Origin of the sequence: Pseudomonas sp. NPDC077649 (genome assembly GCF_044542855.1) — a bacterium.
In the GTDB taxonomy this organism is placed as follows: domain Bacteria; phylum Pseudomonadota; class Gammaproteobacteria; order Pseudomonadales; family Pseudomonadaceae; genus Aquipseudomonas.
Genome location: NZ_JBITVF010000003.1, coordinates 589213 through 612390 on the forward strand (window position 1 = coordinate 589213; position 23178 = coordinate 612390).

General features: G+C 66.0%; 21 protein-coding genes. 7 read left to right on the forward strand and 14 right to left on the reverse strand.

The window, feature by feature from the left end; all coding sequences use genetic code 11:
• Positions 1 to 18 precede the first annotated feature (18 nt).
• Positions 19 to 2232: a DNA internalization-related competence protein ComEC/Rec2 gene (locus ACIGFL_RS13175; RefSeq protein WP_397497473.1), complete on the reverse strand. Its 2214-nt coding sequence runs from the start codon at positions 2230 to 2232 to the stop codon at positions 19 to 21.
• A 140-nt stretch (positions 2233 to 2372) separates the two neighbouring features.
• Here ACIGFL_RS13175 and ACIGFL_RS13180 point away from each other — a divergent pair, with 140 nt between their 5' ends.
• Positions 2373 to 2903: a DUF2062 domain-containing protein gene (locus ACIGFL_RS13180; protein ID WP_031303645.1), complete on the forward strand. Its 531-nt coding sequence runs from the start codon at positions 2373 to 2375 to the stop codon at positions 2901 to 2903.
• Positions 2904 to 2943: 40 nt separating this feature from the next.
• On the opposite strand, the gene ACIGFL_RS13185 is transcribed toward ACIGFL_RS13180, so the two are convergent.
• Genes ACIGFL_RS13185 through ACIGFL_RS13195 form a run of 3 tightly spaced genes read right to left on the reverse strand, consistent with a single transcriptional unit; the run spans position 2944 to position 6141 of the window.
• Positions 2944 to 4188 (reverse strand): lipoprotein-releasing ABC transporter permease subunit, encoded by a 1245-nt coding sequence (locus ACIGFL_RS13185; protein WP_397497474.1) that lies wholly within the window; start codon positions 4186 to 4188, stop codon positions 2944 to 2946.
• Complete coding sequence (lolD, locus tag ACIGFL_RS13190) at positions 4188 to 4874, reverse strand: lipoprotein-releasing ABC transporter ATP-binding protein LolD (RefSeq protein ID WP_177342919.1); 687 nt, start codon at positions 4872 to 4874, stop codon at positions 4188 to 4190. Before lolD ends, ACIGFL_RS13185 begins: the two co-directional genes overlap by 1 nt.
• A gap of 19 nt (positions 4875 to 4893) precedes the next feature.
• A complete protein-coding gene (locus ACIGFL_RS13195; RefSeq protein WP_397497475.1) occupies positions 4894 to 6141 on the reverse strand; it encodes a lipoprotein-releasing ABC transporter permease subunit in 1248 nt (415 codons plus the stop codon).
• A gap of 93 nt (positions 6142 to 6234) precedes the next feature.
• On the opposite strand from ACIGFL_RS13195, the gene ACIGFL_RS13200 reads away from it, so the two are divergent.
• The 3 genes from ACIGFL_RS13200 to ACIGFL_RS13210 are packed head-to-tail and all read left to right on the forward strand — an operon-like array spanning position 6235 to position 7845.
• Complete coding sequence (locus ACIGFL_RS13200; RefSeq protein ID WP_122107243.1) at positions 6235 to 6801, forward strand: PilZ domain-containing protein; 567 nt, start codon at positions 6235 to 6237, stop codon at positions 6799 to 6801.
• 19 nt (positions 6802 to 6820) lie between these two features.
• Positions 6821 to 7129: a phosphodiesterase gene (locus tag ACIGFL_RS13205; RefSeq protein ID WP_397497476.1), complete on the forward strand. Its 309-nt coding sequence runs from the start codon at positions 6821 to 6823 to the stop codon at positions 7127 to 7129.
• Positions 7126 to 7845, forward strand: a complete 720-nt coding sequence (locus ACIGFL_RS13210) for a glycerophosphodiester phosphodiesterase (RefSeq protein ID WP_122107245.1) — start codon at positions 7126 to 7128, stop codon at positions 7843 to 7845. Before ACIGFL_RS13205 ends, ACIGFL_RS13210 begins: the two co-directional genes overlap by 4 nt.
• 220 nt (positions 7846 to 8065) lie before the next feature.
• Here ACIGFL_RS13210 and sthA read toward each other — a convergent pair whose 3' ends face one another.
• The 9 genes from sthA to ACIGFL_RS13255 form a co-directional block, all read right to left on the reverse strand.
• Positions 8066 to 9460, reverse strand: coding sequence for a Si-specific NAD(P)(+) transhydrogenase (sthA, locus tag ACIGFL_RS13215; RefSeq protein ID WP_021445503.1), 1395 nt, complete (start codon positions 9458 to 9460; stop codon positions 8066 to 8068).
• A gap of 93 nt (positions 9461 to 9553) precedes the next feature.
• A complete protein-coding gene (gene nqrM, locus ACIGFL_RS13220) occupies positions 9554 to 9784 on the reverse strand; it encodes a (Na+)-NQR maturation NqrM (protein WP_021445502.1) in 231 nt (76 codons plus the stop codon).
• Entirely contained in the window at positions 9781 to 10806 is a 1026-nt protein-coding gene (locus ACIGFL_RS13225) for an FAD:protein FMN transferase (RefSeq protein WP_397497477.1), read from the reverse strand. The genes nqrM and ACIGFL_RS13225 overlap by 4 nt, the downstream gene beginning before the upstream one ends.
• A 2-nt stretch (positions 10807 to 10808) precedes the next feature.
• Positions 10809 to 12035 carry an NADH:ubiquinone reductase (Na(+)-transporting) subunit F gene (gene nqrF, locus ACIGFL_RS13230; RefSeq protein ID WP_021445500.1) on the reverse strand — a complete coding sequence of 409 codons (1227 nt, stop codon included), beginning with the start codon at positions 12033 to 12035 and terminating at the stop codon, positions 10809 to 10811.
• Positions 12036 to 12050: 15 nt separating this feature from the next.
• Entirely contained in the window at positions 12051 to 12659 is a 609-nt protein-coding gene (gene nqrE, locus ACIGFL_RS13235; protein WP_021445499.1) for an NADH:ubiquinone reductase (Na(+)-transporting) subunit E, read from the reverse strand.
• Entirely contained in the window at positions 12659 to 13333 is a 675-nt protein-coding gene (locus ACIGFL_RS13240) for an NADH:ubiquinone reductase (Na(+)-transporting) subunit D (RefSeq protein ID WP_177342921.1), read from the reverse strand. Before ACIGFL_RS13240 ends, nqrE begins: the two co-directional genes overlap by 1 nt.
• Positions 13330 to 14118 carry a Na(+)-translocating NADH-quinone reductase subunit C gene (locus tag ACIGFL_RS13245; RefSeq protein WP_031303644.1) on the reverse strand — a complete coding sequence of 263 codons (789 nt, stop codon included), beginning with the start codon at positions 14116 to 14118 and terminating at the stop codon, positions 13330 to 13332. The genes ACIGFL_RS13240 and ACIGFL_RS13245 overlap by 4 nt, the downstream gene beginning before the upstream one ends.
• Positions 14111 to 15322 (reverse strand): NADH:ubiquinone reductase (Na(+)-transporting) subunit B, encoded by a 1212-nt coding sequence (locus ACIGFL_RS13250; protein ID WP_122107251.1) that lies wholly within the window; start codon positions 15320 to 15322, stop codon positions 14111 to 14113. Before ACIGFL_RS13250 ends, ACIGFL_RS13245 begins: the two co-directional genes overlap by 8 nt.
• Positions 15323 to 15325: 3 nt before the next feature.
• On the reverse strand, positions 15326 to 16663 hold the full coding sequence (locus tag ACIGFL_RS13255; protein WP_031303643.1) for a Na(+)-translocating NADH-quinone reductase subunit A: 1338 nt from the start codon (positions 16661 to 16663) through the stop codon (positions 15326 to 15328).
• 277 nt (positions 16664 to 16940) lie between these two features.
• On the opposite strand from ACIGFL_RS13255, the gene ACIGFL_RS13260 reads away from it, so the two are divergent.
• Complete coding sequence (locus ACIGFL_RS13260) at positions 16941 to 17492, forward strand: chalcone isomerase family protein (RefSeq protein ID WP_021445494.1); 552 nt, start codon at positions 16941 to 16943, stop codon at positions 17490 to 17492.
• A gap of 42 nt (positions 17493 to 17534) precedes the next feature.
• Here ACIGFL_RS13260 and ACIGFL_RS13265 read toward each other — a convergent pair whose 3' ends face one another.
• Positions 17535 to 19001 (reverse strand): glyceraldehyde-3-phosphate dehydrogenase, encoded by a 1467-nt coding sequence (locus tag ACIGFL_RS13265; protein WP_397497478.1) that lies wholly within the window; start codon positions 18999 to 19001, stop codon positions 17535 to 17537.
• A gap of 131 nt (positions 19002 to 19132) precedes the next feature.
• Between ACIGFL_RS13265 and mfd the strand changes: the two genes are divergently transcribed.
• Both mfd and ACIGFL_RS13275 read left to right on the forward strand, forming a co-directional pair.
• Complete coding sequence (gene mfd, locus ACIGFL_RS13270) at positions 19133 to 22594, forward strand: transcription-repair coupling factor (protein ID WP_397497479.1); 3462 nt, start codon at positions 19133 to 19135, stop codon at positions 22592 to 22594.
• Positions 22595 to 22608: 14 nt separating this feature from the next.
• Positions 22609 to 23130: a CsiV family protein gene (locus tag ACIGFL_RS13275; protein WP_122107256.1), complete on the forward strand. Its 522-nt coding sequence runs from the start codon at positions 22609 to 22611 to the stop codon at positions 23128 to 23130.
• The last annotated feature ends 48 nt before the right edge of the window (positions 23131 to 23178 follow it).

A 23178-nucleotide genomic window follows, 5' to 3' on the forward strand; every position in this document is an offset into this window, starting at 1 on the left:
CGCCGACCGCCGCCGTTCTCATTTTTCCCGCCAGAAACGTGCCTGGCGTCGCAACGCCTGCGCCTCGCCCTGCTCGCCCAGCAGCAGGCGCAGGGCGCCGCTGGTGGCGCTGTCGTGCAGCCGGGCGCCGGCCTCGCGGTAACGCGCCAACACCTGCGGATGGGGATGGCCGAAGTTGTTGTGACGGCCGCGGGCGATCAGCACATGGCGCGGCGCCACCGCGTCGACGAAGGCCCGGCTGGAGGAGCTGCGGCTGCCATGGTGCGGCGCCAGCAGCCAGTGCGCCGCCAGGGGAAAGTCATCCTGCAGCAACGCTTGCTCGGCGCGCGCATCGATATCGCCGGTCAGCAGCAGGCGCTCGCCGCCCGCCTCCACCAGCAGCACGCAGGAGCTCTGGTTGCCAGGCGCCGCCTGCACCCAGCGCCACAGGCGAAAGCTGACGCCATCCCACTGCCACTGCCGGCCCGACTCGCAGGGCTCGGCCGCAAGCCGCGCCCCCAGGCGTTCGGGCTCGCCGCTGAGCAGGCGCGCCACCGGCAGGCCGGCGACGATCGCGGCGGCGCCGCCGGCGTGGTCGTTGTCGGCATGGCTGAGCAACAGAAGATCGAGGTGCTGCAGGTTCAGCGCGCGCAACGACGGCAGGACGATACGCTCGCCGCTGTCGAAATCGCCGAAACGCGGCCCGGCGTCGTACAGCAGACTGCGCGCGCGGGTGCGCACCAGCACCGATAACCCCTGCCCCACGTCCAGCAGCCAGACCTCGGCGCGCCCCTCCGGCAACGCCGGCGGCGGCAGAAACAGCGCCGGCAAGAGCAGGGCCAGGCCGGGCAGGCGTAGCGGCACCCCGCCCGGCAGCAACAACAGCAGCGCCCCGCCCAGGGCCAGCAGCCAGGCCCACAGCGGCAGATTGCTCGGCAACCAGGCCGGCAGCCAGCCAGCGATATGGCCGAGCAACAGGAATAACAGCTGCAAGGCGCCGCCGGCCAGCCACAGCAGACCCTCGCCCAAGCCCGGCACGGGCAGCAACAGGGTGCCGAGCAAGGCCAGCGGCACCACCAGCAGACCGACCCAGGGCACGGCGATCAGGTTGGCCAACGGCCCGCTGCTGCTGACCGGCAAGCCGAGGATCAGCATCAGCGGCAGCAGGCCGATGGCCATGGTCCACTGCGCGCGGGTCAGCCCGCGCCACCAGCCCCACACGCCCAGGCGGTCGCCGAACACCAGAATCAGGATCGCCACCGCGGCGAAGGACAACCAGAAGCCCGGCTGCAGCGAGGCCAGCGGTTCCAGCAGCAACACCGCGAGCAAGGCCAGCAGCAGCGGCCACCAGGCGCCGAGATTACGAAAGCGCAGGCGCCACAGCAGCACCAGCGCCACCATCACGCAGGCCCGCCGCACCGGCACCTCGAAACCGGCGAGCAGGCCGTAACCCAGGGCGCCGACCAAGGCCAGGACGCAGGCGGCCGGCAGCCAGGGCCAGCGCCGTGGCCAGGCCCCCACACGTGCCAGGAAGGCCACCAGGCCATAGAGAAACCCCGCCAGCAGGGCGATGTGCTGACCGGAGATGACCATCAGGTGCACCGTGCCGGTGTGCTGCAGCAGGCGCCAGTCGGCGGTCGTCAGCCCCGAGCCGTCGCCCAGCACCAGGGCGGCGATACCGCCCTCGCGGCCGAAGGCCGGAGCCGCCAGCAAACGCTGGCGCAAGCCATCGCGCCAGCTGCCCAGGCCACTGGCCGGCGCCAGCCGCTGGCCGGCCTTGATCGTACCGGTGGCGCCAATGCGCTGCGCCAGCAGCCAGGCCTCGTAATCGAAGCTGTGCGGATTGACCAGACCATGCGGGCGCTTGAGGTTGACCGCCAGGCGCCAGCGCTCGCCGCCGCGAATATCCGGCCCGCCATACCAGGCCAGGCGCAGCCGCCGCGGCAACTCGGCGCGGCGCGAATGGGCGCCCTCCAGCTGGAAACGCACCACGCCCTCGCCGACCTCCGGCAGGCCGACCACCCGCCCCTCCAACCACAGGGTGCGGCCGTCCAGCGCCGGCGCCAGGCGATCGCCCAGGGCCCACTGCGCCGAACAGCAGGCCCAGGCCAGACCGAGCAGAAAGCAGCCGATGAAATAGAGCCGCGAGAGCAACAACAGCAGCCCGGCGCCGGCCAGCAGCGCCAGCAGCCATCCCGGCGGCAACTGCGGCAGAAATCGCAGCGACAGCAAGCCCGCGGCCAGCGCCAACATCCCTGTGCGCATCCTCATTCCCTCGTCCGAAAGCGCCTGGCAAACCCTTGCAGCGCTCACCCGCTGTCACAATCTTAAGAAAGCGAACGGTCATGAATCTGTGCATAATACCGGCGCTTCAGCCTGCCCAGAGACTCTTCATGCCGCGTCGTTTATTTAAGCGCTACATGCCCCATCCCGACAGCATCAAGGGCAACAAATCCCTGCGCTTTCTCGGCAGCCTGATCCACGACCCCAACCTCTGGCACCTCAACCGCCATTCGGTGGCCCGCGCCATGGCCATCGGCCTGTTCTGGGCGATGATCCCCATGCCCATGCAGATGCTCGCCGCTGCCGCCGTGGCCATTCCGCTGCGGGCCAACCTGCCGATCTCCATCGGCCTGGTGTGGCTGACCAACCCGATCACCATGCCGCCGGTGTTCTACTGCACCTACAAGCTCGGCGCCTGGATCACCCAGACCCCGGCGATGAAGATGCCCAGCCACCTGAGCCTGGAGTGGATCACCGCCGAACTGGCCATCCTGTGGAAGCCGCTGCTGATCGGCTCGTTCGTCTCCGGCCTGGTGCTCGCCGTTCTGGGCTATGTGCTGACCATGCTCTACTGGCGCTGGTGGGTGCAGCACAGCTGGCGCAAGCGCCAGGAAAATCGACGCCAGCGCGAGCAGCGTTGAGCTAGAAAAAAAGCCGTCGGATTCGACGGCTTTTTTGCTTTCACTCGTAGCGTAGCGCCTCGGCTGGCTGCACCTGCGCCGCCCGCCAGGAGGGATAGAGGGTGGCGAGAAAGCTGAGGATCAGCGCTGCCGAGCAGATCAGCGCCACGTCGAGCCACTGCAGGTCCGACGGCAGGCTGCTGATGAAGTAGACGTCCGAGCTCAGCACCTGCTGGCCGGCGAAGGATTCCAGCCAGGCCACCAGGGCGCTGACGTTGAGCGCGGCGAGCACGCCGAGCAGGGTGCCGACCAGGGTGCCGACCACGCCGATCACCGTGCCCTGGACCATGAACACCGCCATGATCTGCCGCGGCGTGGCGCCCAGGGTGCGCAGGATGGCGATGTCGCCGCCCTTGTCGGCCACCACCATGATCAGCGTGGCGATGATGTTGAACGCCGCCACCGCGACGATCAGCAGCAGCAGCAGGCCGATCATGGTCTTCTCCATCTTCATCGCGCTGAACAGGCTGCCCTGGGTATGGGTCCAGTCGTCGGCGCGGTAGCCCTCGCCCAGTTGCGCGGCCAGCGCTGTGGATACCTGCGGCGCCTGGTACAGGTCCTGGAGCGCCAGGCGCACGCCCGGCACGCTGCCCTCCGGCAGGCGCTGCAGCGCGGCGGCGTCGGCGACGTGGATCAGCGCCAGCGAGCTGTCCAGTTCGGCGCCGACCTTGAACACCGCCGCCACGTTCAACCGCTGCATGCGCGGGGTGACGCCGCCGGGAGCACTGCTCAGCTCGGGAATGATCAGGGTCAGCTTGTCGCCCACCTGCAGGCCGAAACGCCGTGCGGTGATGTCGCCGATGACCACGCCGTATTCGCCCGGCTGCAGGTTGTCCAGGCTGCCCTGGCGGATATGCCCGGGCAGGATCGACACCTGGGCCTCTTCGGCCGGGTCGATGCCGTGGATCTGGATCGGCTGCATCACCCCGCGGTGCGAGAGCATGCCCTCCAGCTCGGCGAACGGCGCCGCCGCGAGCACCTGGGGATTGGCCAGGGCCTTGCCGGCCAGGGCGCGCCAGTCGGCGACCGGCTCGGCGCCGTAGAGCGTGGCGTGCGGCACCATGCCGAGGATGCGCGAGCTCATTTCCTTCTGGAAGCCGTTCATCACCGACAGCACCACGATCATCGCCAGCACGCCCAGGCCCAGGCCGATCATCGAGGTCAGCGAGATAAAGGAAATGAAGTGATTGCGGCGCTTGGCCCGGGTGTAGCGAGCGCCGATGAAGAGACTCAGCGGGCGGAACATCAGAGGGCCACCAGCTTGCCGTCCTGCAGGCTCAGCACACGATCCATCTGCCGCGCCAGCTGCATGTCGTGGGTCACCACCAGAAACGCGGTGTTGGAATCGCGGCTGAGCTCGCGCATCAGCTGCTGGATGCCTTCGGCGGTGTGGTGGTCGAGGTTGCCGGTGGGCTCGTCGAGCAGCACCAGCCCCGGGCGGTTGACCAGGGCACGGGCGATGGCCACGCGCTGGCGCTCGCCGCCGGAGAGTTCGGCCGGCTTGTGATTGAGACGATGGCCCAGACCGACCCGCTCCAGCAGGGCGGTGGCGCGCTGGCGCGCCTCGGCGATCGGCGTCTTGCCGATCAGCAGCGGCATGCAGGCGTTTTCCAGTGCGGTGAATTCGGCCAGCAGGTGATGGAACTGGTAGACGAAGCCCAGCGCGCGGTTGCGCAGCAGGCCGCGGGCCGTTTCGCTCAGCGCCGACAGCTGCTCGCCGGCCAGCCAGACACTGCCCGCGCTGGGCGTATCCAGGCCGCCGAGCATGTTCAGCAGGGTGCTCTTGCCCGAGCCGGAGCTGCCGACGATGGCCACCCGCTCGCCGGCCAGCAGTTCCAGCTCCAGGCCGTCGAGCACCACCACCGACTCGGGGCCCTCGTCATAACGCTTGCCCAGGTTGCGGCAGCTGAGCACGGCGGTCTGCTGTTGCATGGCGTTTTCGTTGGTCAGGTCATTCATAACGCAGGGCCTCGGCCGGCTGGGTACGCGCGGCGCGCCAGGCCGGGTACAGGGTGGCGAAGAAACTCAGGAACAACGCCGCGGTGCAGACCATGACCACGTCGGCCGTCTGCAGCTGCGACGGCAGGTAGTCGATGAAGTACACGTCGGCGTTGAGGAACTTGATCCCCAGCAGCCTTTCCAGGCCGGCGATCAGGCTGCTGACATTAAGCGCGGCGAGAATGCCCAGCGCGGCGCCGATCAGGGTGCCGACCACGCCGATCACCGTGCCCTGGACCATGAAGATGGCCATGATCTGCCGCGGCGTGGCGCCCAGGGTGCGCAGAATGGCGATGTCGGCCTTCTTGTCGGTGACCACCATCACCAGGGTGGAAATGATATTGAACGCGGCCACCGCGACGATCAGCAGCAGCAGCAGGCCGATCATGGTCTTCTCCATGCGGATGGCCTGGTACAGATTGCCGTGGCTGCGCGTCCAGTCGCGGGCATAGAAGTCGCCATCCAGGGTCTGGGCGATTTCCCAGGCGCTGCGCGGCGCCTGGAACAGGTCGTCGAACTTCAGGCGCAGGCCCTGCACCTGATCCGGGCGCCAGCGCTGCAGGCGCGCCAGGTCACTGATGTTGGCCAGGGCCAGGGCGCCGTCGATCTCGCCGGCGCCGACATGGAAGATGCCGGTGACGGTGAAGCGCTTCAGGCGCGGGAACATGCCGGCCGGGGTGACGGTGACCTCGGGGGCGACGAAGGTGACCTTGTCCCCCAGTTGCAGCCCGAGCTTGGCCGCCGCCTTGTCACCGATGACCATGGCGAATTCGCCCGGCTGCAGGCTGTCGAGGCTGCCTTGCTGGAAGAAGTCGTCGATGATCGACACCTTGCGCTCCTGCTCGGGATCGACGGCATTGATCAGCACCTTCTGCACCTTGCCCTGGTGGGTCAGCAGGCCCTGCATCTGGGTGAAGGGCGCCAGCGCCTCGACCCGCGGGTGGCGCTCGACCTGGCGCGCCAAGGCCGGCCAGTCGCTCACCGGGGTGGCCGACTCGACCGTGGCATGGGGAATCATGCCCAGCACCCGGGTACGCATCTCATGGTCGAAACCGTTCATCACCGACAGCACCAGAATCATCACCATCACCCCGAGGGTGAGGCCGAGCATGGAAGTCAGGGAAATGAAGGAGACGAAGTGGTTGCGGCGCTTGGCCCGCGTGTAGCGCGTACCGATGAATACGAACAGAGGTCTGAACATGTCGGGGAGATTCGGGGGAAAGAAAGACGTCCTTGTGGCGAGGCCCGGCGAGCAGCTTTACACTCAGACCACCACTGCTGCCATGGGTTCGCCATGTCGACACACGATGAAGATGATCGCCGCGAATACTATCGTATCGACGACACGATAGCACTGGAATTCAGCCTGTTGTCGGGCGCCGAAGCCCAGGCCAGCGACGCGCTTCACGATGCCTCGCCGCTGTTCAACCTGCTCAGCGACCTGCACCTGATGGACTTCGAGTCGCAGCACCTGCTGCGCCATATCAGCGAACGCGACCGCACCCTGGCCAACTACCTCAAGGTGATCAACAAGCGCATCGACCTGCTCGGCCAGGCCGTGGCGCAGAGCCTGCTGCGCGATATCGGCGTGCCGCGCCAGGTGTCGCTGTCCGAAGGCGGCATCAGCTTCAACCATGGCCAGGCCGTGGCGCCCGGCAGCCACCTGGCGATCAAGATGGTGCTGATGCCGCAGGCCCTCGGCCTGCTGCTGCGCGCCCAGGTCGTGCATTGCAGTCCGCGTGCGAACGGCCAGTACGAGATCGGCACCGAGTTCGAAGCGTTGACCGACGCACAGCGCCAGTTGCTGGCCCGGCATATCCTGCAGAAGCAGGCCCTGGAACGTCGCCAGGCCCGCGAATGACCGCCGCCAAGGAACCCTCATGTATCGCTTCGTGCTACTGCTCGCCCTGCTCACCCCTACCATCCTGCTCGCCGACACCCTGACCATTCCATTGGGCAGCCAGGGCGCCGATCTCGATGCGCGCAACCTGCCGCAAAAAGGCGAGTCCAAAGGCTCGGTGCTGGAGCGCTTCGGCCTGGCCGACGAGGAACACCGGCCGGTCGGTCAGCCGCCGATCACCCGCTGGGACTACCGCGAGTTCAGCGTCTACTTCGAATACGACCACGTGATCAACAGCGTGCGCCACCACCGGCCGCGCCATCTGGACCCCGCCAAGGAGCAACAGTGACCCTTATCTACGGCCATCGCGGCGCCAAGGGCGAAGCCCCGGAAAACACCCTGGCCAGCTTCCAGCGTTGCCTGGAACACGGCGTCGAGCGCTGCGAGCTGGACCTGCACCTGTCGCGCGACGGCGAGCTGATGGTGATTCACGACCCGACCCTCAAGCGCACCACCGGCCTGCGCGGCAAGGTGGTCGAGCACGACGCCGCCGAACTGGCGACATACGACGCGCGCAAGGGCGGCCCCGGCTGGGTGCGCCCCTGCCCGATCCCACGCCTGGAGCAACTGTTCGAGCAGTGCCGCTTCGCCCACTGGCAGCTGGAAGTGAAGAGCGCCTCCAAGGTGCGCGCCGCGCGCACCGTGCTGGCCATCGCCGAACTGGCCGAGCGCTTCGGCCTGCGCGAGCAGGTGACCATCACCTCCAGCTCGCGCGAGGTGCTCAAGGCTGCCCGCGAGCTGACCCCGCAGCTGCAGCTGGGCCTGGTGGCCGAATACGCCTGGCTCGACCCGCTCAAGGTGGCCGCCCATTACGGCTGTCACCTGCTCGCGCTGAACTGGACGCTGTGCACCCCGGAACGCCTGCTCAAGGCGCAGAAACAGGGGCTGCACGTGTCGGTGTGGACGGTCAACGACGCCGCGCTGATGCGCCGCCTCGCCGACTTCGGCGCCGACAGCATCATCACCGACTTCCCCGGCCTGGCGGTGCAGACGCTGCGCGGCTGAGGATCGGCGGCTTTACCCCGCGTAGCCCGGATGCAACCCGGGGATGCCCTCGCGCCAGGCCCCGTACAAGCAACGCCCGAGAACGAAAAAACCGGCCAATGGCCGGTTTTTTCGTCTTGCCGCCTGGTGCGCTAGAAGCTCTCCCGATTCGGCCAGCGCCACTCGGAAGCATCCTCCCAGCCCGTCTCCCCGACCGGCTCAGGCCACCGGCCGGAGCCGCTCAAAAAAGCCGGTTGAGGCCGTCGAACGCCGCCACCCGATAGGCCTCGGCCATGGTCGGGTAGTTGAAGGTGGTGTTGACGAAGTACTTGATGCTGTTCGCCTCGCCCTTCTGGTTCATGATCGCCTGGCCGATATGCACGATCTCCGAGGCCTGGTAGCCGAAGCAGTGCACGCCCAGCACTTCCAGCGTCTCGCGGTGGAACAGGATCTTCAGCATGCCCACCGGCTCCACCGCGATCTGCGCCCGCGCCATGCCCTTGAAGAAGGCCTTGCCCACTTCGTAGGGCACCTTGGCCTGGGTCAGTTCGCGCTCGTTCTTGCCGATCGAGCTGATCTCCGGAATGGTGTAGATCCCGGTCGGCACATCGTCGACGAAACGCCAGCTGCCGTTGTCGACGATGCTGCCGGCCGCCGAACGGCCCTGGTCGGAGGCGGCGCTGGCCAGGCTCGGCCAGCCGATCACGTCGCCGGCGGCGTAGATGTTGCTGACCTCGGTGCGGTAGTGCTCGTCGACCTGGATCTGCCCGCGGCTGTTGACCTTGATGCCGATGTTCTCCAGGCCCAGCTGGTCGGTGTTGCCGGTACGACCGTTGCACCAGAGCAGCGCGTCGGCCTTGATCTTCTTGCCGGACTTGAGGTGCAGGATCACCCCGTTCTCCAGGCCCTCGATGCGCTCGTACTCCTCGTTGTGGCGGATCAGCACGTTGTTGTTGCGCAGGTGGTAGGAGAGTGCGTCGGAGATCTCGTCGTCGAGGAAGCTGAGCAGCTGATCGCGGTTGTCGATCAGGTCCACCAGCACGCCCAGGCCGCTGAAGATCGAGGCGTATTCGCAGCCGATCACCCCGGCGCCGTAGATGATCAGCCGGCGCGGGGTGTGACCGAGGCTGAGGATGGTGTCGCTGTCGTAGATGCGCGGGTGACGGAAGTCGACGTCGGCCGGGCGGTAGGGGCGCGAACCGGTGGCGACGACCACCTGCTTGGCCACCAGCTTTTCCACCACGCCGTTGAGGCAGACCACTTCCACGGTCTGCTCGTCGGCGAAGCTGGCGGTGCCGAAGTAGGTGTCGATGCGGTTGCGCGCGTAGTAGCCGGTGCGCGAGGTGACCTGCTTGGCGATCACCTTCTCCGCGCTCTTGAGCACGTCGGGGAAGGAGAACCAGCGCGGCTCGCCGATCTGGCGGAACATCGGGTTGGTGTTGAACTGCATGATCTGCCGCACCGAGTGGCGCAGCGCCTTGGACGGGATAGTGCCGAGGTGGGTGCAGTTGCCGCCGACCAACGGACGGTTGTCCACCACTGCCACCTTGCGCCCGGCCTTGGCCGCGTTCATCGCCGCGCCCTCGCCCGCTGGCCCGGAGCCCAGCACCACCACATCGTAGTTGTAGACCGCCATGTTTACTCCTTCGCATCAGACCGCGGCGCGCGTGGCGCAGCCGCGGCAGGGCCGGCACCGCACGGGCGGCGCCGGCAATCAATCAAACGGGGATCAGCGCTTGCTCGCGTCGTAGGCCAGATCGGTGCGCGGCGCCTCGGCCGGGTCGCGGTTGACCTCTTCGCACTTCTCGCGGCTACCGCCGCAGATCGAGCATTCCTTCTCGATGCCCAGGTTGGCGATGCCGCCGCAGGAACCGGCGATCGGCTTACGGCCCATGATCACGCCCACGGCCATCATGCCGACGACCAGCAGCATGGCCAGGAAAACTACCAAGAAAGTCATTGTTCCTCTCCTGCAGCGAATAGCTGCTCGAATGCGGCGCTGCTGCGTGTGACGAAGCCCTCGCCCTCACGCGTCACGAAAAACGCCGCGATACCGTTGCGCTCGGCGAAGGCCAGACCGGCCTCGGGACCGAGCACCATCAATAGGGTAGACAAGCCATCGGCACGCAAGGTCGATGGATCGGCCACGGTGACCGCCGCCAGCCGGTGATTGACCGGCATACCGGTCAGCGGATCGAGGGTGTGCGAGTAGCGCTGGCCGTTTTCCTCGAAGTAGTTGCGGTAATCGCCGGAGGTGGAGATGCCGTAACCGTCGAGCTGGAGGATGCGCTGGGCCACCCGCTGGTCGTCGCGCGGTGCCTCCAGGCCGATGCGCCAATGGCTGCCGTCGGGCTTGAGGCCGGCCGCCTTGAGCTCGCCGGTGGCTTCCACCAGGTAGCTGGTGACGCCCAGTTCGGCCAGGCGGGCGACGATGCGGTCGACCGCATAGCCGGCGGCGATGCTGTTGAAGTCGACCTGTACGTCGACCGCCTTGCACAGCCGCTCGCCGTCGATGCGCAGGTGCTGCTGACCGACCCGCTGGCGCACCGCGGCCAGCTGCGCGGCACTCGGCACCGCCTCGCCCTGCCCCTTGGGACCGAAGCCCCAGAGGTCGAGCAGCGGCTCCAGCGTCAGGTCGAACGAGCCCTGGCTCTCTGCATGCAGGCGATTGCCGGCGCGCACCAGCTCCAGCACCCCCGGCGGCATGGCCTGGCAGGTGCCGGCCGGCGCGCGGTTGAACTGCTCGATCAGCGAGTCGGCGCGGTAGGTGGACATCTGCTGGTCGATTTCGGCGAGGATCGCCTCGGTCGCCGCCTTGAGTTCGGCCTGCGCCGCCACGCCGTCGCTGCGCACGTACTTGACCGAATAGGTGCTGCCCATGGTCGGGCCGCCGAACTCTTCGATCCGTTTAGAATGCAAGCAGCCCGTTAGGGCTGCCGCCAGGGCGACAGCGATAACGGGCTGGAGTACCGCAAAGTTCATGCTTAGCCGCCGAAGTCGTCGAGGAGAATGTTCTCCGGCTCGACGCCCAGGTCGGTCAGCATCTTGATCACCGCGGCGTTCATCATGGGTGGGCCGCACATGTAGAACTCGCAATCCTCTGGAGCCGGGTGGTCCTTCAGGTAGTTCTCGTACAGCACGTTGTGGATGAAGCCTTTCAGGCCGGTCCAGTTGTCTTCAGGCAGCGGGTCGGACAGCGCCAGGTGCCACTTGAAGTTGTCGTTCTCGGCCTGCAGCTGGTCATACTCTTCGACGTAGAAGGCCTCGCGCATGGAGCGCGCGCCGTACCAGAAGCTGATCTTGCGCTTGGATTTGAGGCGCTTGAGCTGGTCGAAGATGTGCGAACGCATCGGCGCCATGCCGGCACCACCACCGATGAAGACCATCTCGGCGTCGGTGTCCTTGGCGAAGAACTCGCCGAAGGGTCCGTACACGGTGATCTTGTCGCCCGGCTTGAGGCTGAACACGTAGGAACTCATCTTGCCCGGCGGCAGATCGTCCTTGCCGGGGGGCGGCGAGGCGATACGGATGTTGAACTTCACCAGCCCGCGCTCTTCCGGGTAGTTGGCCATGGAATAGGCACGGATCACGGTCTCGTCGACCTTGGACACGTACTTCCACTGGTTGAACTTGTCCCAGTCGCCGCGGTACTCCTCCTGGATGTCGAAGTCCTTGTAGTACACGGTGTGCGGCGGGCATTCCAGCTGCACGTAACCGCCGGCGCGGAAGTCGACGTTCTCGCCTTCCGGCAGCTTGAGCGTCAGCTCCTTGATGAAGGTGGCCACGTTCGGGTTGGACTCGACGGTGCACTCCCACTTCTTTACGCCGAAGACTTCTTCCGGCACCTCGATCTTCATGTCCTGCTTGACCGGGGTCTGGCAGGACAGGCGCCAGCCCTCGCGGGCCTCGCGCTTGGTGAAGTGCGACTCTTCGGTGGACAGCATCTCGCCGCCGCCGGATTCGACGATGCACTTGCACTGGGCGCAGGTGCCGCCGCCGCCGCAGGCGGAAGACAGGAACACGTTGTTGTCGGCCAGGGTCTGCAGCAGCTTGCCGCCGGCCGGCACCACGATGGTTTTTTCGCCGTTGATCTCGATGCTCACGTCGCCGCTGGACACCAGCTTGGCGCGCGCGGCGAGAATGATCAGCACCAGCGCCAGAACGATGGCGGTGAACATGCCGATGGCGAGGAAGATTTCGTAATTGATCATCTGCTCATCCTTTCCTTACAGCTGCACGCCGGAGAAGGACATGAAGCCCAGCGACATCAGACCGATGGTGATGAAGGTGATGCCCAGACCCTGCAGGCCAGCCGGCACGTCGCTGTACTTGAGCTTCTCGCGAATGCCCGCCAGCGCAGCGATGGCCAGTGCCCAGGAGACGCCGGCACCGACGCCGTAGACGGTGCTCTCGGCCAGGTTGTAGTCGCGCTCGACCATGAACAGCGAGCCACCCATGATGGCGCAGTTCACGGTGATCAGCGGCAGGAACACACCGAGGGCGTTGTACAGCGAGGGCACGTACTTATCCAGGGTCATTTCCAGGATCTGCACGATGGCCGCGATCACGCCGATGAAGGTCAGCAGGCCGAGGAAGGACAGGTCCACCTCAGGCAGGCCGGCCCAGGCCAGGGCACCATCCTTGAGGATGTTGGTGTAGATCAGGTTGTTCACCGGCATGGTGATACCCAGCACCACCACCACGGCGATACCGAGACCGATGGCGGTTTCCACCTTCTTGGAGATGGCGATAAAGGTGCACATGCCGAGGAAGAACGCCAGCGCCATGTTCTCGACGAACACCGCACGGACGAACAGGCTGATGTAATGCTCCATTAGTAGGCCTCCTTGTTGGATACCTGAGGCGCCATCTTGTAGGCGTTCTTCTCAACCTGGTCTTTCTTCCAGGCGCGGATGCCCCAGATGAACAGACCGATCAGGAAGAAGGCCGAAGGTGGCAGCAGCAGCATGCCGTTGGGCTGGTACCAGCCGCCGTCGTTGACCACCGAGAAGATCTCGTAGCCCATCAGCTTGCCCGCGCCGAACAGCTCGCGGATCACGCCCAGGGCGATCAGCATGGCGCTGTAGCCGAGACCGTTGCCGATCCCGTCGAAGAAAGACAGTACCGGCGGGTTCTGCATGGCGAAGGCCTCGGCGCGGCCCATCACGATGCAGTTGGTGATGATCAGACCGACGAACACCGAGAGCTGCTTGGACAGGCTGAAGGCGTAGGCCTTGAGCACCTGATCCACCACGATCACCAGCGAGGCGATGATCACCATCTGCACGATCATGCGGATCGAGCTGGGGATCTGGCTGCGGATCAGCGAGATGAACAGGTTGGAGAAACCGGTCACCAGGGTCAGCGCGGCGGACATCACCAGCGCAGTCTGCAGGTTCGAGGTCACCGCCAGGGCCGAGCAGATCCCGAGGATCTGCAGGCCGATGGGGTTGTTGTTGAAGATCGGATTGAGCAGGACTTCTTTAATAGTCGGCTGCGACATGATCAGGCCTCCCCTGCACGCAGGTTAGCGATAAACGGACCGAAGCCGTTCTGGCCGAGCCAGAACTTCAGCAGGTTGTCGACACCTTTGCCGGTGAGGGTGGCGCCGGCCAGGCCGTCGACCTGGTGCGCGGCCTTCGGACCCTGCGGATCGACGCTGCCCTTGACGACTTCCACGGCCAACTCGCCGTTGTCGTCGAACAGGGTCTTGCCCGGCCACTGGCCCTTCCACTTCGGGTTGTCCACCTCGCCGCCGAGACCGGGGGTCTCGCCGTGCTGGTAGAAGCCCATGCCCACCACGGTGTTCAGATCCCCTTTCACCGCGATAAAGCCGTGCAGGGTCGACCACAGGCCGTAGCCGCGCACCGGCAGGATCAGGGTTTCCACCTGGCCGTCCTTCTCCACCATGTACACGGTGCTGAAACGCTCCTGGCGCTTGATCCCGGCGATGTCGTCGCTGCCTTTCAGCACGCTGGACAGGCTCGGGTCCTTGGACGCCTTGAGCGGATCGAAGGTGATCGGGTTGTGCGCATCGGAGAACTTGCCGCTCTCCAGGTCCACCAGCTTGGCGGTGATGGTGCTGTTGAACAGCTCCTTGACCTTGGCCGCTGACATGCCCGCCTCGCCCAGACCGGCGATGGCCAGGATGCTGCGCTGCTTGTCGAGCAGGCGGTTTTCCACCTGGGTCGGCTTCAGGGCGATGGCGGCGCCGGCGACGAACACCGAGCACACCAGGCACACCAGCAGGGCCACCGTCAGGGTGCGGACGGTGGATTCTTTTTGACTAGACATTGCGTGCCAGCCTCCGCTTGATATTGGCTTGAACGACGAAGTGGTCGATCAGCGGTGCAAACAGGTTGGCGAACAGGATCGCCAGCATCATGCCCTCGGGGAAGGCCGGGTTGACCACGCGGATCAACACCACCATCACGCCGATCAGGGCGCCGAAAATCCACTTGCCGGTGTTGGTCATGGAGGCCGACACCGGGTCGGTGGCCATGAAGAACATGCCGAAGGCGAAACCGCCCACCACCAGGTGCCAGTACCAGGGCATGGCGAACATCGGGTTGGTGGTCGAGCCGATGGCGTTGAGCAGCAGAGACAGGCCGATCATGCCCAGCATCACGCCGGCGACGATGCGCCAGGCGGCGATCTTGGTGATCAAGAGCACCAGGCCGCCGATGGCGATGGCCAGGGTGCTGGTCTCGCCCAGCGAGCCGTGAATGGTGCCGACGAAGGCGTCCATCCAGGTGATGCCGTGGTTGATCACGTTCTCCACGCCGCCGGAAGCCGCCAGGCTCAGCGAGGTGGCGCCGGCGAAGCCGTCCACCGCGGTCCACACCGCATCGCCCGACATCTGCGCCGGGTAGGCGAAGAACAGGAAGGCACGGCCGGTCAGCGCCGGGTTGAGGAAGTTCTTGCCGGTACCGCCGAACACTTCCTTGCCGATCACCACGCCGAAGCTGATGCCCAGGGCCACCTGCCACAGCGGAATGCTCGGCGGCAGGATCAGGGCGAACAGCACGGAGGTGACGAAGAAGCCCTCGTTGACCTCATGCTTGCGGATCGAGGCGAACAGCACTTCCCAGAAGCCGCCGACGATGAAGGTCACTGCGTAGACGGGCAGGAACCAGGCAGCGCCCTGGACGAAGTTGTCCCACAGGCTGCTGGGATCGAAGCCGGCCAGCGAACCGATCAGGGCGAAGCGCCAGCCTTCCTGGCTCGCCAGCAGCTCGGGGCTCTGGGCGAAGATCAGGTTGGCCTGGTAGCCGGTGTTCCACATGCCGAAGAACATCGCCGGGAAGGTGCACAGCCACACGGTGATCATCATGCGCTTGAGGTCGATGCCGTCACGCACGTGGGCGGTGGTCTTGGTCACGCTGCCGGGGCGATAGAAGAAGGTGTCGATGGCCTCGTAGAGGGCGTACCACTTCTCGTACTTGCCGCCCTTCTCGAAGTTGTGCTCGATCTTGTCGAGGAATGCACGAATGCCCATGGCTTAACCCTCCTTCTCGATGCGGCTGAGGTTATCCCGCAGGATCGGGCCGTATTCGTACTTGCCGGCACAGACGTAGGTGCACAGCGCTAGGTCTTCTTCGTCGAGTTCCAGGCAACCCAGTTTCTGGGCCATCTCGGTGTCGCCGACGATCAGGTAGCGCAGCAGTTGGGTCGGCAGGATGTCCAGCGGCATCACCGCTTCGTAGTTGCCTACCGGCACCATGGCGCGCGGGCTGCCGTTGGTGGTGGTGGTGAAGTTGAACAGCTTGGCGCCGGCCAGCTTGGAGACGAAGATGTTCAGCACCGAGTGCTTGTTAACCCCGGCACGCAGGTAGTGCATCATCTCGCGGTCGTTGCCCTCGCCCAGGCACGACACCTGGTTGTGGTAGCGGCCGAGGAAGGCGAAGGCGCCCTGAGCGGTACGCCCGCCGAACACCGAGCCGGAAATCACCCGATTGAAGCCGGGCTTGAGTTCGCCGGCGGTGAGCTCTTCCAGGTTGGCGCCCAGACGGGTGCGCAGCAGACGCGGCTGCTCGGCGACCGGACCGCCCAGCGCGACCACGCGCTCGACGAACAGCTGACCGGTGGTGAACAGCTTGCCCACGGCGATCACGTCCTGGTAGCCGATCTGCCACACGCTCTTGCTGGCGCCGACCGGGTCGAGGAAATGAATGTGGGTACCCGGCAGGCCGGCCGGATGCGGGCCGGCGAAGGCCTCGCTCTGCACCTTGGCCAGCGTCTCGCCGGGCAGGTTGGCGCCATCGGCCTTACACAGGAAGACCTTGGCCAGGTTGCCCAGCACTTTCAGGCCATTTTCGAAATCGGCGGCATGCTCGGCGATCACCACGGCCGGATCGGCGGCCAGCGGATGGGTGTCGACGGCGGTGACGAAGATCGAACTGGGCACGGCATCGATGGCCGGCACCTTGCTGAACGGACGCGTGCGCAGCGCGGTCCACAGGCCGGACTGCAGCAGGTTCTCGCGCACCTGGGCGTCGCTCAGCGCATCGAGCTGAGCGGCCGGGTACTGGGCGAAGGTTTCCTGCTCGTCGCCGTCGATATCGATCACCAGCGACTGCAGCACGCGCTTCTCGCCGCGATGAATGGCGCTGACCACGCCGGCAGCCGGTGCGGTGTAACGCACGCCGGGGGTCTTCTTGTCGGTGAAAAGCAGTTGACCGAGCTTGACCCGATCACCGACCTGCACTTCCATCGTCGGCTTCATCCCGTGATAGTCGAAGCCGATGACGGCGACACTGCGCACGGGCCTGGCGGCCTCGATACGCTGTGCCGGCGCACCCGTTATGGGCAAATCGAGCCCATGCTTTAGTTTGATCATAGGTTTGCCTAACCACTGATTTAGAAAGCTTTTTATAGGACAGGGGCAGCAGCCGAAGGTCTAATAGACTCAACCACGCCGATGCATTATTGGCGTGGATGATGATGCCGAACCTGGGTAAAAAATCCGCTTGATTATAAAGACGCCCCCCGAGGCTGGCCACCCAAGCGCTTGCTTTTTTTGACTTTTCGGTAACAGCGCGCAACAGATCGCGACTTGACCCGGATCAGCCTTCGGCGCAATTAAATAGAGCCTTTTCAGCCTGGGGATAGCCGCCATGCCGCGCGCTCTGCTCGCTCTCCTCCTGACCCTCGCCAGCCCGCTGCTGCTGGCCAACAGCGACCTGCGCCTGCGCGAAGCGGCCTTCGCCCCGCAGGTGGCGCAGCTCGAACGCAAGAACCAGGCGGTGCTCACCTACCTGTGGGCCGACGTCTACGCCGCCGCGCTCTACACCCCCAACGGCATCAGCCCGCGCGAGGCACTGAACGGCCCGCACGCCAAACGCCTGGAGCTCTACTACTTCCGCAACATCGCGCGCAGCGATGTGATCAAGGCCGCCTGGCTCACCCTCGAACGCCAGCTCGACGCCCAACGCCTGGCCGCCCTGCGCGACGAACTGGACGCCCTGCACGCGACCTTCAAGGACATTCGCCCCGGCGACCGCTACGCCCTCGACTACGACCGCGAGCAGGGCCTGCGCCTGCTGCGCAATGGCGAAACCGCCTTTCGCAGCGCCAACCCCGAGCTGGCCGACGCCTACCTGGGCATCTGGCTGGCGCCCGACGGTCTGTCCGACAAACTGCGCGACCAGCTGCTGGCCGGCCAATAAAAAACGGGAGCCGAAGCTCCCGTTCTTTATTGCCCCTGGCGCTTAGCGCGGGAAGGCCGGCGGGTTGACCCCGGCCATGTCTTCCATCACGCGCACCACCTGGCAGCTGTAGCCGAACTCGTTGTCGTACCAAACATAGAGCACGACGCGGTTGTCGTTGCAGATGGTGGCTTCGGCATCGACCACACCGGCATGGCGCGAGCCGACGAAGTCGGTGGACACCACTTCCTGCGAGCTGACGAAGTCGATCTGCTTCTGCAGATCCGAGTGCATGGCCATCTGGCGCAGGTACTCGTTGATTTCCTCGCGCGTGGTGGCCTTCTCCAGGTTCAGGTTGAGGATGGCCATCGACACGTTCGGCGTCGGCACGCGAATGGCGTTGCCCGTCAGCTTGCCCTTGAGCACCGGCAACGCTTTGGCGGCGGCGGTGGCGGCACCGGTCTCGGTGATCACCATGTTCAGCGCGGCGCTACGGCCACGGCGGCTGCCCTTGTGGAAGTTGTCGATCAGGTTCTGGTCGTTGGTGTACGAGTGCACGGTTTCGACGTGGCCGTTGACGATGCCGAACCTGTCGTTGACTGCCTTGAGCACCGGCACGATGGCGTTGGTGGTGCAGGAGGCCGCGGAGATGATCTTGTCGTCCGGGGTGATCTCGCCATGGTTGATGCCGTGCACGATGTTCTTCAGCGCGCCCTTGCCCGGCGCGGTCAGCACCACGCGGTCGACGCCCGGGCACTTGAGGTGCTGGCCGAGGCCGTCGGCGTCGCGCCATACGCCGGTGTTGTCCACCAGCAGGGCGTTCTTGATGCCGTACTGGGTGTAATCCACCTCGGCCGGCGACTTGGCGTAGATCACCTGGATCAGGTTGCCGTTGGCGGTGAGGGTGTTGTGCTCCTCGTCGATGGTGATGGTGCCATCGAACTTGCCGTGTACCGAGTCGCGACGCAGCAGGCTGGCGCGCTTGACCAGGTCGTTGTCGGCGCCCTTGCGCACGACTATGGCGCGCAGGCGCAGGCCGTCGCCGCCACCGGTCTTCTCGATCAGGATACGTGCCAGCAGGCGACCGATGCGGCCGAAGCCGTACAGCACCACGTCGGTGCCTTCGCGACCGGCGCCGTTCTGCTTGCCAACCACCTCGGCCAGCTCGTCCTTGACGAACTGCTCGACGCCGCGCCCGGCGCCCTCGGCCTTGTACTTGGCGACCAGCTTGCCCAGGTCCACCGAGGCGGCGCCCAGCTTGAGCTCGCTCATGGCCTTGAGCATGGGGAAGGTGTCATGAACCGACAGTTCAGCTTCGCCTTCCAGACGGTGGCGGGCGAAACGGTGGGCCTTGAGGATGTCGATCACCGAGCGGTTGATCAGACCGCGGCCATAGATCGAGGTCACCACATTGTTGTTGCGGTAGAGCTGACCAATCAGCGGAATCATCGCTTCCGCGAGGGCTTCACGATCGATCCATTCACCGAGACACTGGTCGGGCTTCTGAGTCACGGGCAGTACCTTCCACATGTAGGGGCTGAAAAAAGGGGCTACATTATGACGGCGCGCGCGGGCATGAGCAATGCGCGCCTGTCGCGACTGACATTGACCACCAAGCCCCGCTACAATTCCCGGCCTTTTGTCACGACCGTGAGCCGCCCGTGTCCGCAACGACCGCGTCCGTACTGCGTCTTCCGTCCCTGCCCGCCAGCGCCGGCAAACAGCAATGGGGCAACCTGCCCGGCGCCGCCCTGCCGCTGGCCATCGCCGAGGCCGCCAGCGCCGCCGGGCGCCTCACCCTGGTTCTCACCGAGGGCAGCCAGAGCGCCGAGCGCCTGCAGGAAGAACTGGCGTTCTTCGCCCCCGATCTTCCGGTGCTGCATTTCCCCGACTGGGAAACCCTGCCCTACGACGTCTTCTCGCCGCACCAGGACATCATCTCGCAGCGCATCGCCGCACTCTATCGCCTGCCGCAGCTGACCCGCGGCATTCTGGTAGTACCGATCACCACCGCCCTACACCGTCTGGCGCCGAAGCGCTTTCTGCTCGGCAGCAGCCTGGTGCTGGACGTCGGCCAGAAGCTCGACGCCCCGCAGATGCGCACGCGCCTGGAGGCGGCCGGCTACCGCTGCGTCGACACCGTCTACGAGCACGGCGAGTTCGCCGTGCGCGGCGCGCTGATCGACCTCTTCCCCATGGGCAGCGACACGCCCTACCGCATCGACCTGTTCGACGACGAGATCGAGACCCTGCGCACGTTCGACCCGGAGACCCAGCGCTCGGTGGACAAGGTCGAGTCGATCCGCCTGCTGCCGGCGCGCGAGTTTCCGCTGGAGAAGAAGGCCGTCAGCGATTTCCGCGGACGCTTTCGCGAGCGCTTCGACGTGGATTTCCGCCGCTGCCCGATCTATCAGGATCTTTCCAGCGGCATCACCCCGGCCGGCATCGAGTACTACCTGCCGCTGTTCTTCGAAGAAACCGACACCCTGTTCGACTACCTGCCGGGCGACACCCAGGTGTTCTCCCTGCCCGGCATCGAAAAAGCCGCCGAGCACTTCTGGACCGACGCGCGCAGCCGCTATGAGGATCGCCGCGTCGACCCGGAACGCCCGCTGCTGCCGCCGGCCGACATCTTCCTGCCGGTGGAGGACTGCTTCGCCCGCCTGAAGAGCTGGCCGCGCATCGTCGTCAACCCCGAGGATATCGAACCCGGCGTCGGCCAGACGCGCTTCGACGCCAAAGCGCTGCCGGATCTGGCGATTCAGGCCAAGGCCGGCGAGCCGCTGGCGGCGCTGCGCCGCTTCATCGAGGAATACCCGGGCCGCGTGCTGTTCTGCGCCGAATCGGCCGGGCGCCGCGAGGTGCTGCTGGAACTGCTCGCCCGGCTCAAGCTCAAACCGAAGGAAGTCGAGGGCTGGCCGACCTTCGTCGCAAGCCACGAGCGTTTGGGGATCTGCATCGCCCCGCTGGACGAGGGCCTGCTGCTCGACGACCTGGCGCTGATCGCCGAAAGCCCGCTGTTCGGCCAGCGCGTGATGCAGCGCCGTCGCCGCGAGAAGGGTCGCGACGGCGGCGACAACGTGATCAAGAACCTCACCGAGCTGCGCGAAGGCGCGCCGGTGGTGCATATCGACCACGGCGTCGGCCGCTACCTGGGCCTGGTGACCATGGAGTTCGACGGCCAGGCCGCCGAGTTCCTCGCCCTGATGTACGCCGAGGAAGCCAAGCTCTACGTGCCGGTGGCCAGCCTGCACCTGATCGCCCGCTACACCGGCAGCGACGACGCCCTGGCGCCGCTGCACCGCCTCGGTTCGGAGACCTGGCAGAAGGCCAAGCGCAAGGCCGCCGAGCAGGTGCGCGACGTCGCCGCCGAACTGCTGGATATCTACGCCCGCCGCGCCGCCCGCGAAGGTTTCGCCTTCCAGGACCCGGCGCTGGACTACGCCAGCTTCAGCGCCGGCTTCCCCTTCGAGGAAACCCCGGACCAGCAGGCCGCCATCGACGCGGTGCGCGGCGACATGCTCGCCGGCAAGCCGATGGATCGTCTGGTCTGCGGCGACGTCGGCTTCGGCAAGACCGAGGTGGCCATGCGCGCGGCCTTTATCGCCGTGCACAGCGGCAAGCAGGTGGCCGTGCTGGTGCCCACCACATTGCTCGCCCAGCAGCACTACAACAGCTTCCGCGACCGTTTCGCCGACTGGCCGGTGAAGGTCGAGGTGATGAGCCGCTTCAAGAGCACCAAGGAAGTCGAAGGCGCGGTGCAACAGCTGGCCGAAGGCAAGGTGGATATCGTTATCGGTACCCACAAGCTGCTGCAGGACGACGTCAAGTTCCACAACCTGGGCCTGGTGATCATCGACGAGGAACACCGCTTCGGCGTACGCCAGAAGGAACAGCTCAAGGCCCTGCGCAGCGAGGTGGATATCCTCACCCTCACCGCCACGCCGATTCCGCGCACCCTGAACATGGCCGTAGCCGGCATGCGCGACCTGTCGATCATCGCCACCCCGCCGGCGCGCCGCCTGTCGGTGCGCACCTTCGTCATGGAAAGCAACCTGCCGACCATCAAGGAAGCGCTGCTGCGCGAACTGCTGCGCGGCGGCCAGGTGTACTACCTGCACAACGACGTGAAGACCATCGACAAGTGCGCCGCCGACCTCGCCAAGCTGGTGCCGGAAGCGCGCATCGGCATCGGCCACGGGCAGATGCGCGAGCGCGAGCTGGAACAGGTGATGAGCGACTTCTACCACAAGCGCTTCAACGTGCTGGTGGCCTCGACCATCATCGAGACCGGCATCGACGTGCCCAGCGCCAACACCATCATCATCGACCGCGCCGACAAGTTCGGCCTGGCCCAGTTGCACCAGTTGCGTGGCCGCGTCGGCCGTAGCCACCACCAGGCCTATGCCTACCTGCTCACGCCGCCACGCAAGCAGATGACCGACGACGCGCAGAAGCGCCTGGAGGCCATCAGCAATGCCCAGGACCTCGGTGCCGGCTTCGTCCTGGCCACCCACGACCTGGAGATCCGCGGCGCCGGCGAGCTGCTCGGCGACGGCCAGAGCGGACAGATCCAGGCGGTCGGCTTCACCCTCTACATGGAAATGCTCGAACGCGCGGTCAAGGCCATCCAGAAAGGCGAGCAGCCAAACCTCGACCAGCCGCTGGGCGGCGGCCCGGAGATCAACCTGCGCGTACCGGCGCTGATCCCCGAGGACTACCTGCCCGACGTGCACAGCCGCCTGATCCTCTACAAGCGCATCGCCAACGCCACCGACGAAGACGGCCTGAAGGAGCTGCAGGTGGAGATGATCGACCGCTTCGGCCTGCTGCCGGAGCCGACCAAGCACCTGATGCGCCTGACCCTGCTCAAGCTGCAGGCCGACAAGCTGGGCATCGTCAAGATCGACGCCGGGCCGCAGGGCGGGCGCATCGAGTTCGCCGCCGAGACCTGCGTCGACCCGCTGACCCTGATCAAGCTGATCCAGGCGCAGCCCAAGCGCTACAAATTCGAAGGTGCCACGGTGTTCAAGATCCAGGTGCCGATGGAGCGCGCCGAAGAGCGCTTCAACACCCTGGAGGCCCTGCTCGAACGCCTGGCCCCACAAGCTTCATCCACCTGAAGGACAAAACGCCCATGCGTCTCTTGCACCTGATCCCCCTGCTGCTCTGCCTGCTGGCCCCAAGCGCCTTCGCCGAACGCCTCTACCAGGTCGAACTGCTGGTGTTCCGCCAGGCCGGCGACCCCGTCGTCGCGCCCAAGATCGCTCCCGACGACTGGGCCGGCACCGCCCTGCCGATCGCCGGCAACGAACGCCCCACGGCGCTGGACAACGAGGCGGCCAAGCTCAACCCCGGCAACGGCTACCAGTTGCTGCTGCACAAGGCCTGGAGCCAGAGCATCGGCAGCAGCCCGAGCCGCGTCGCGGTGAGCAGCGGCGAGGCGCAGTTCGGCCACCATCCGGTCGAGGGCACGCTGAGCTTCACCCAGGAACGCTTCGCCGACCTGGAACTGGAACTGTGGATCAACCAGTTCAGCGCCGACGGCCTGCTCGATGCCAGCGAGCACCTGAAGATCGCCCAGCGCCTGAAGGACAACAGCCTGACCTACCTGGATCACGGCAGCCTGGGCGCGCTGATCCGCATCAGCCCGCTCTGAGCGGAGGCCAGACAGGAGAGCGCCGGGAGCGGTTTGGCGCGCAAGCCC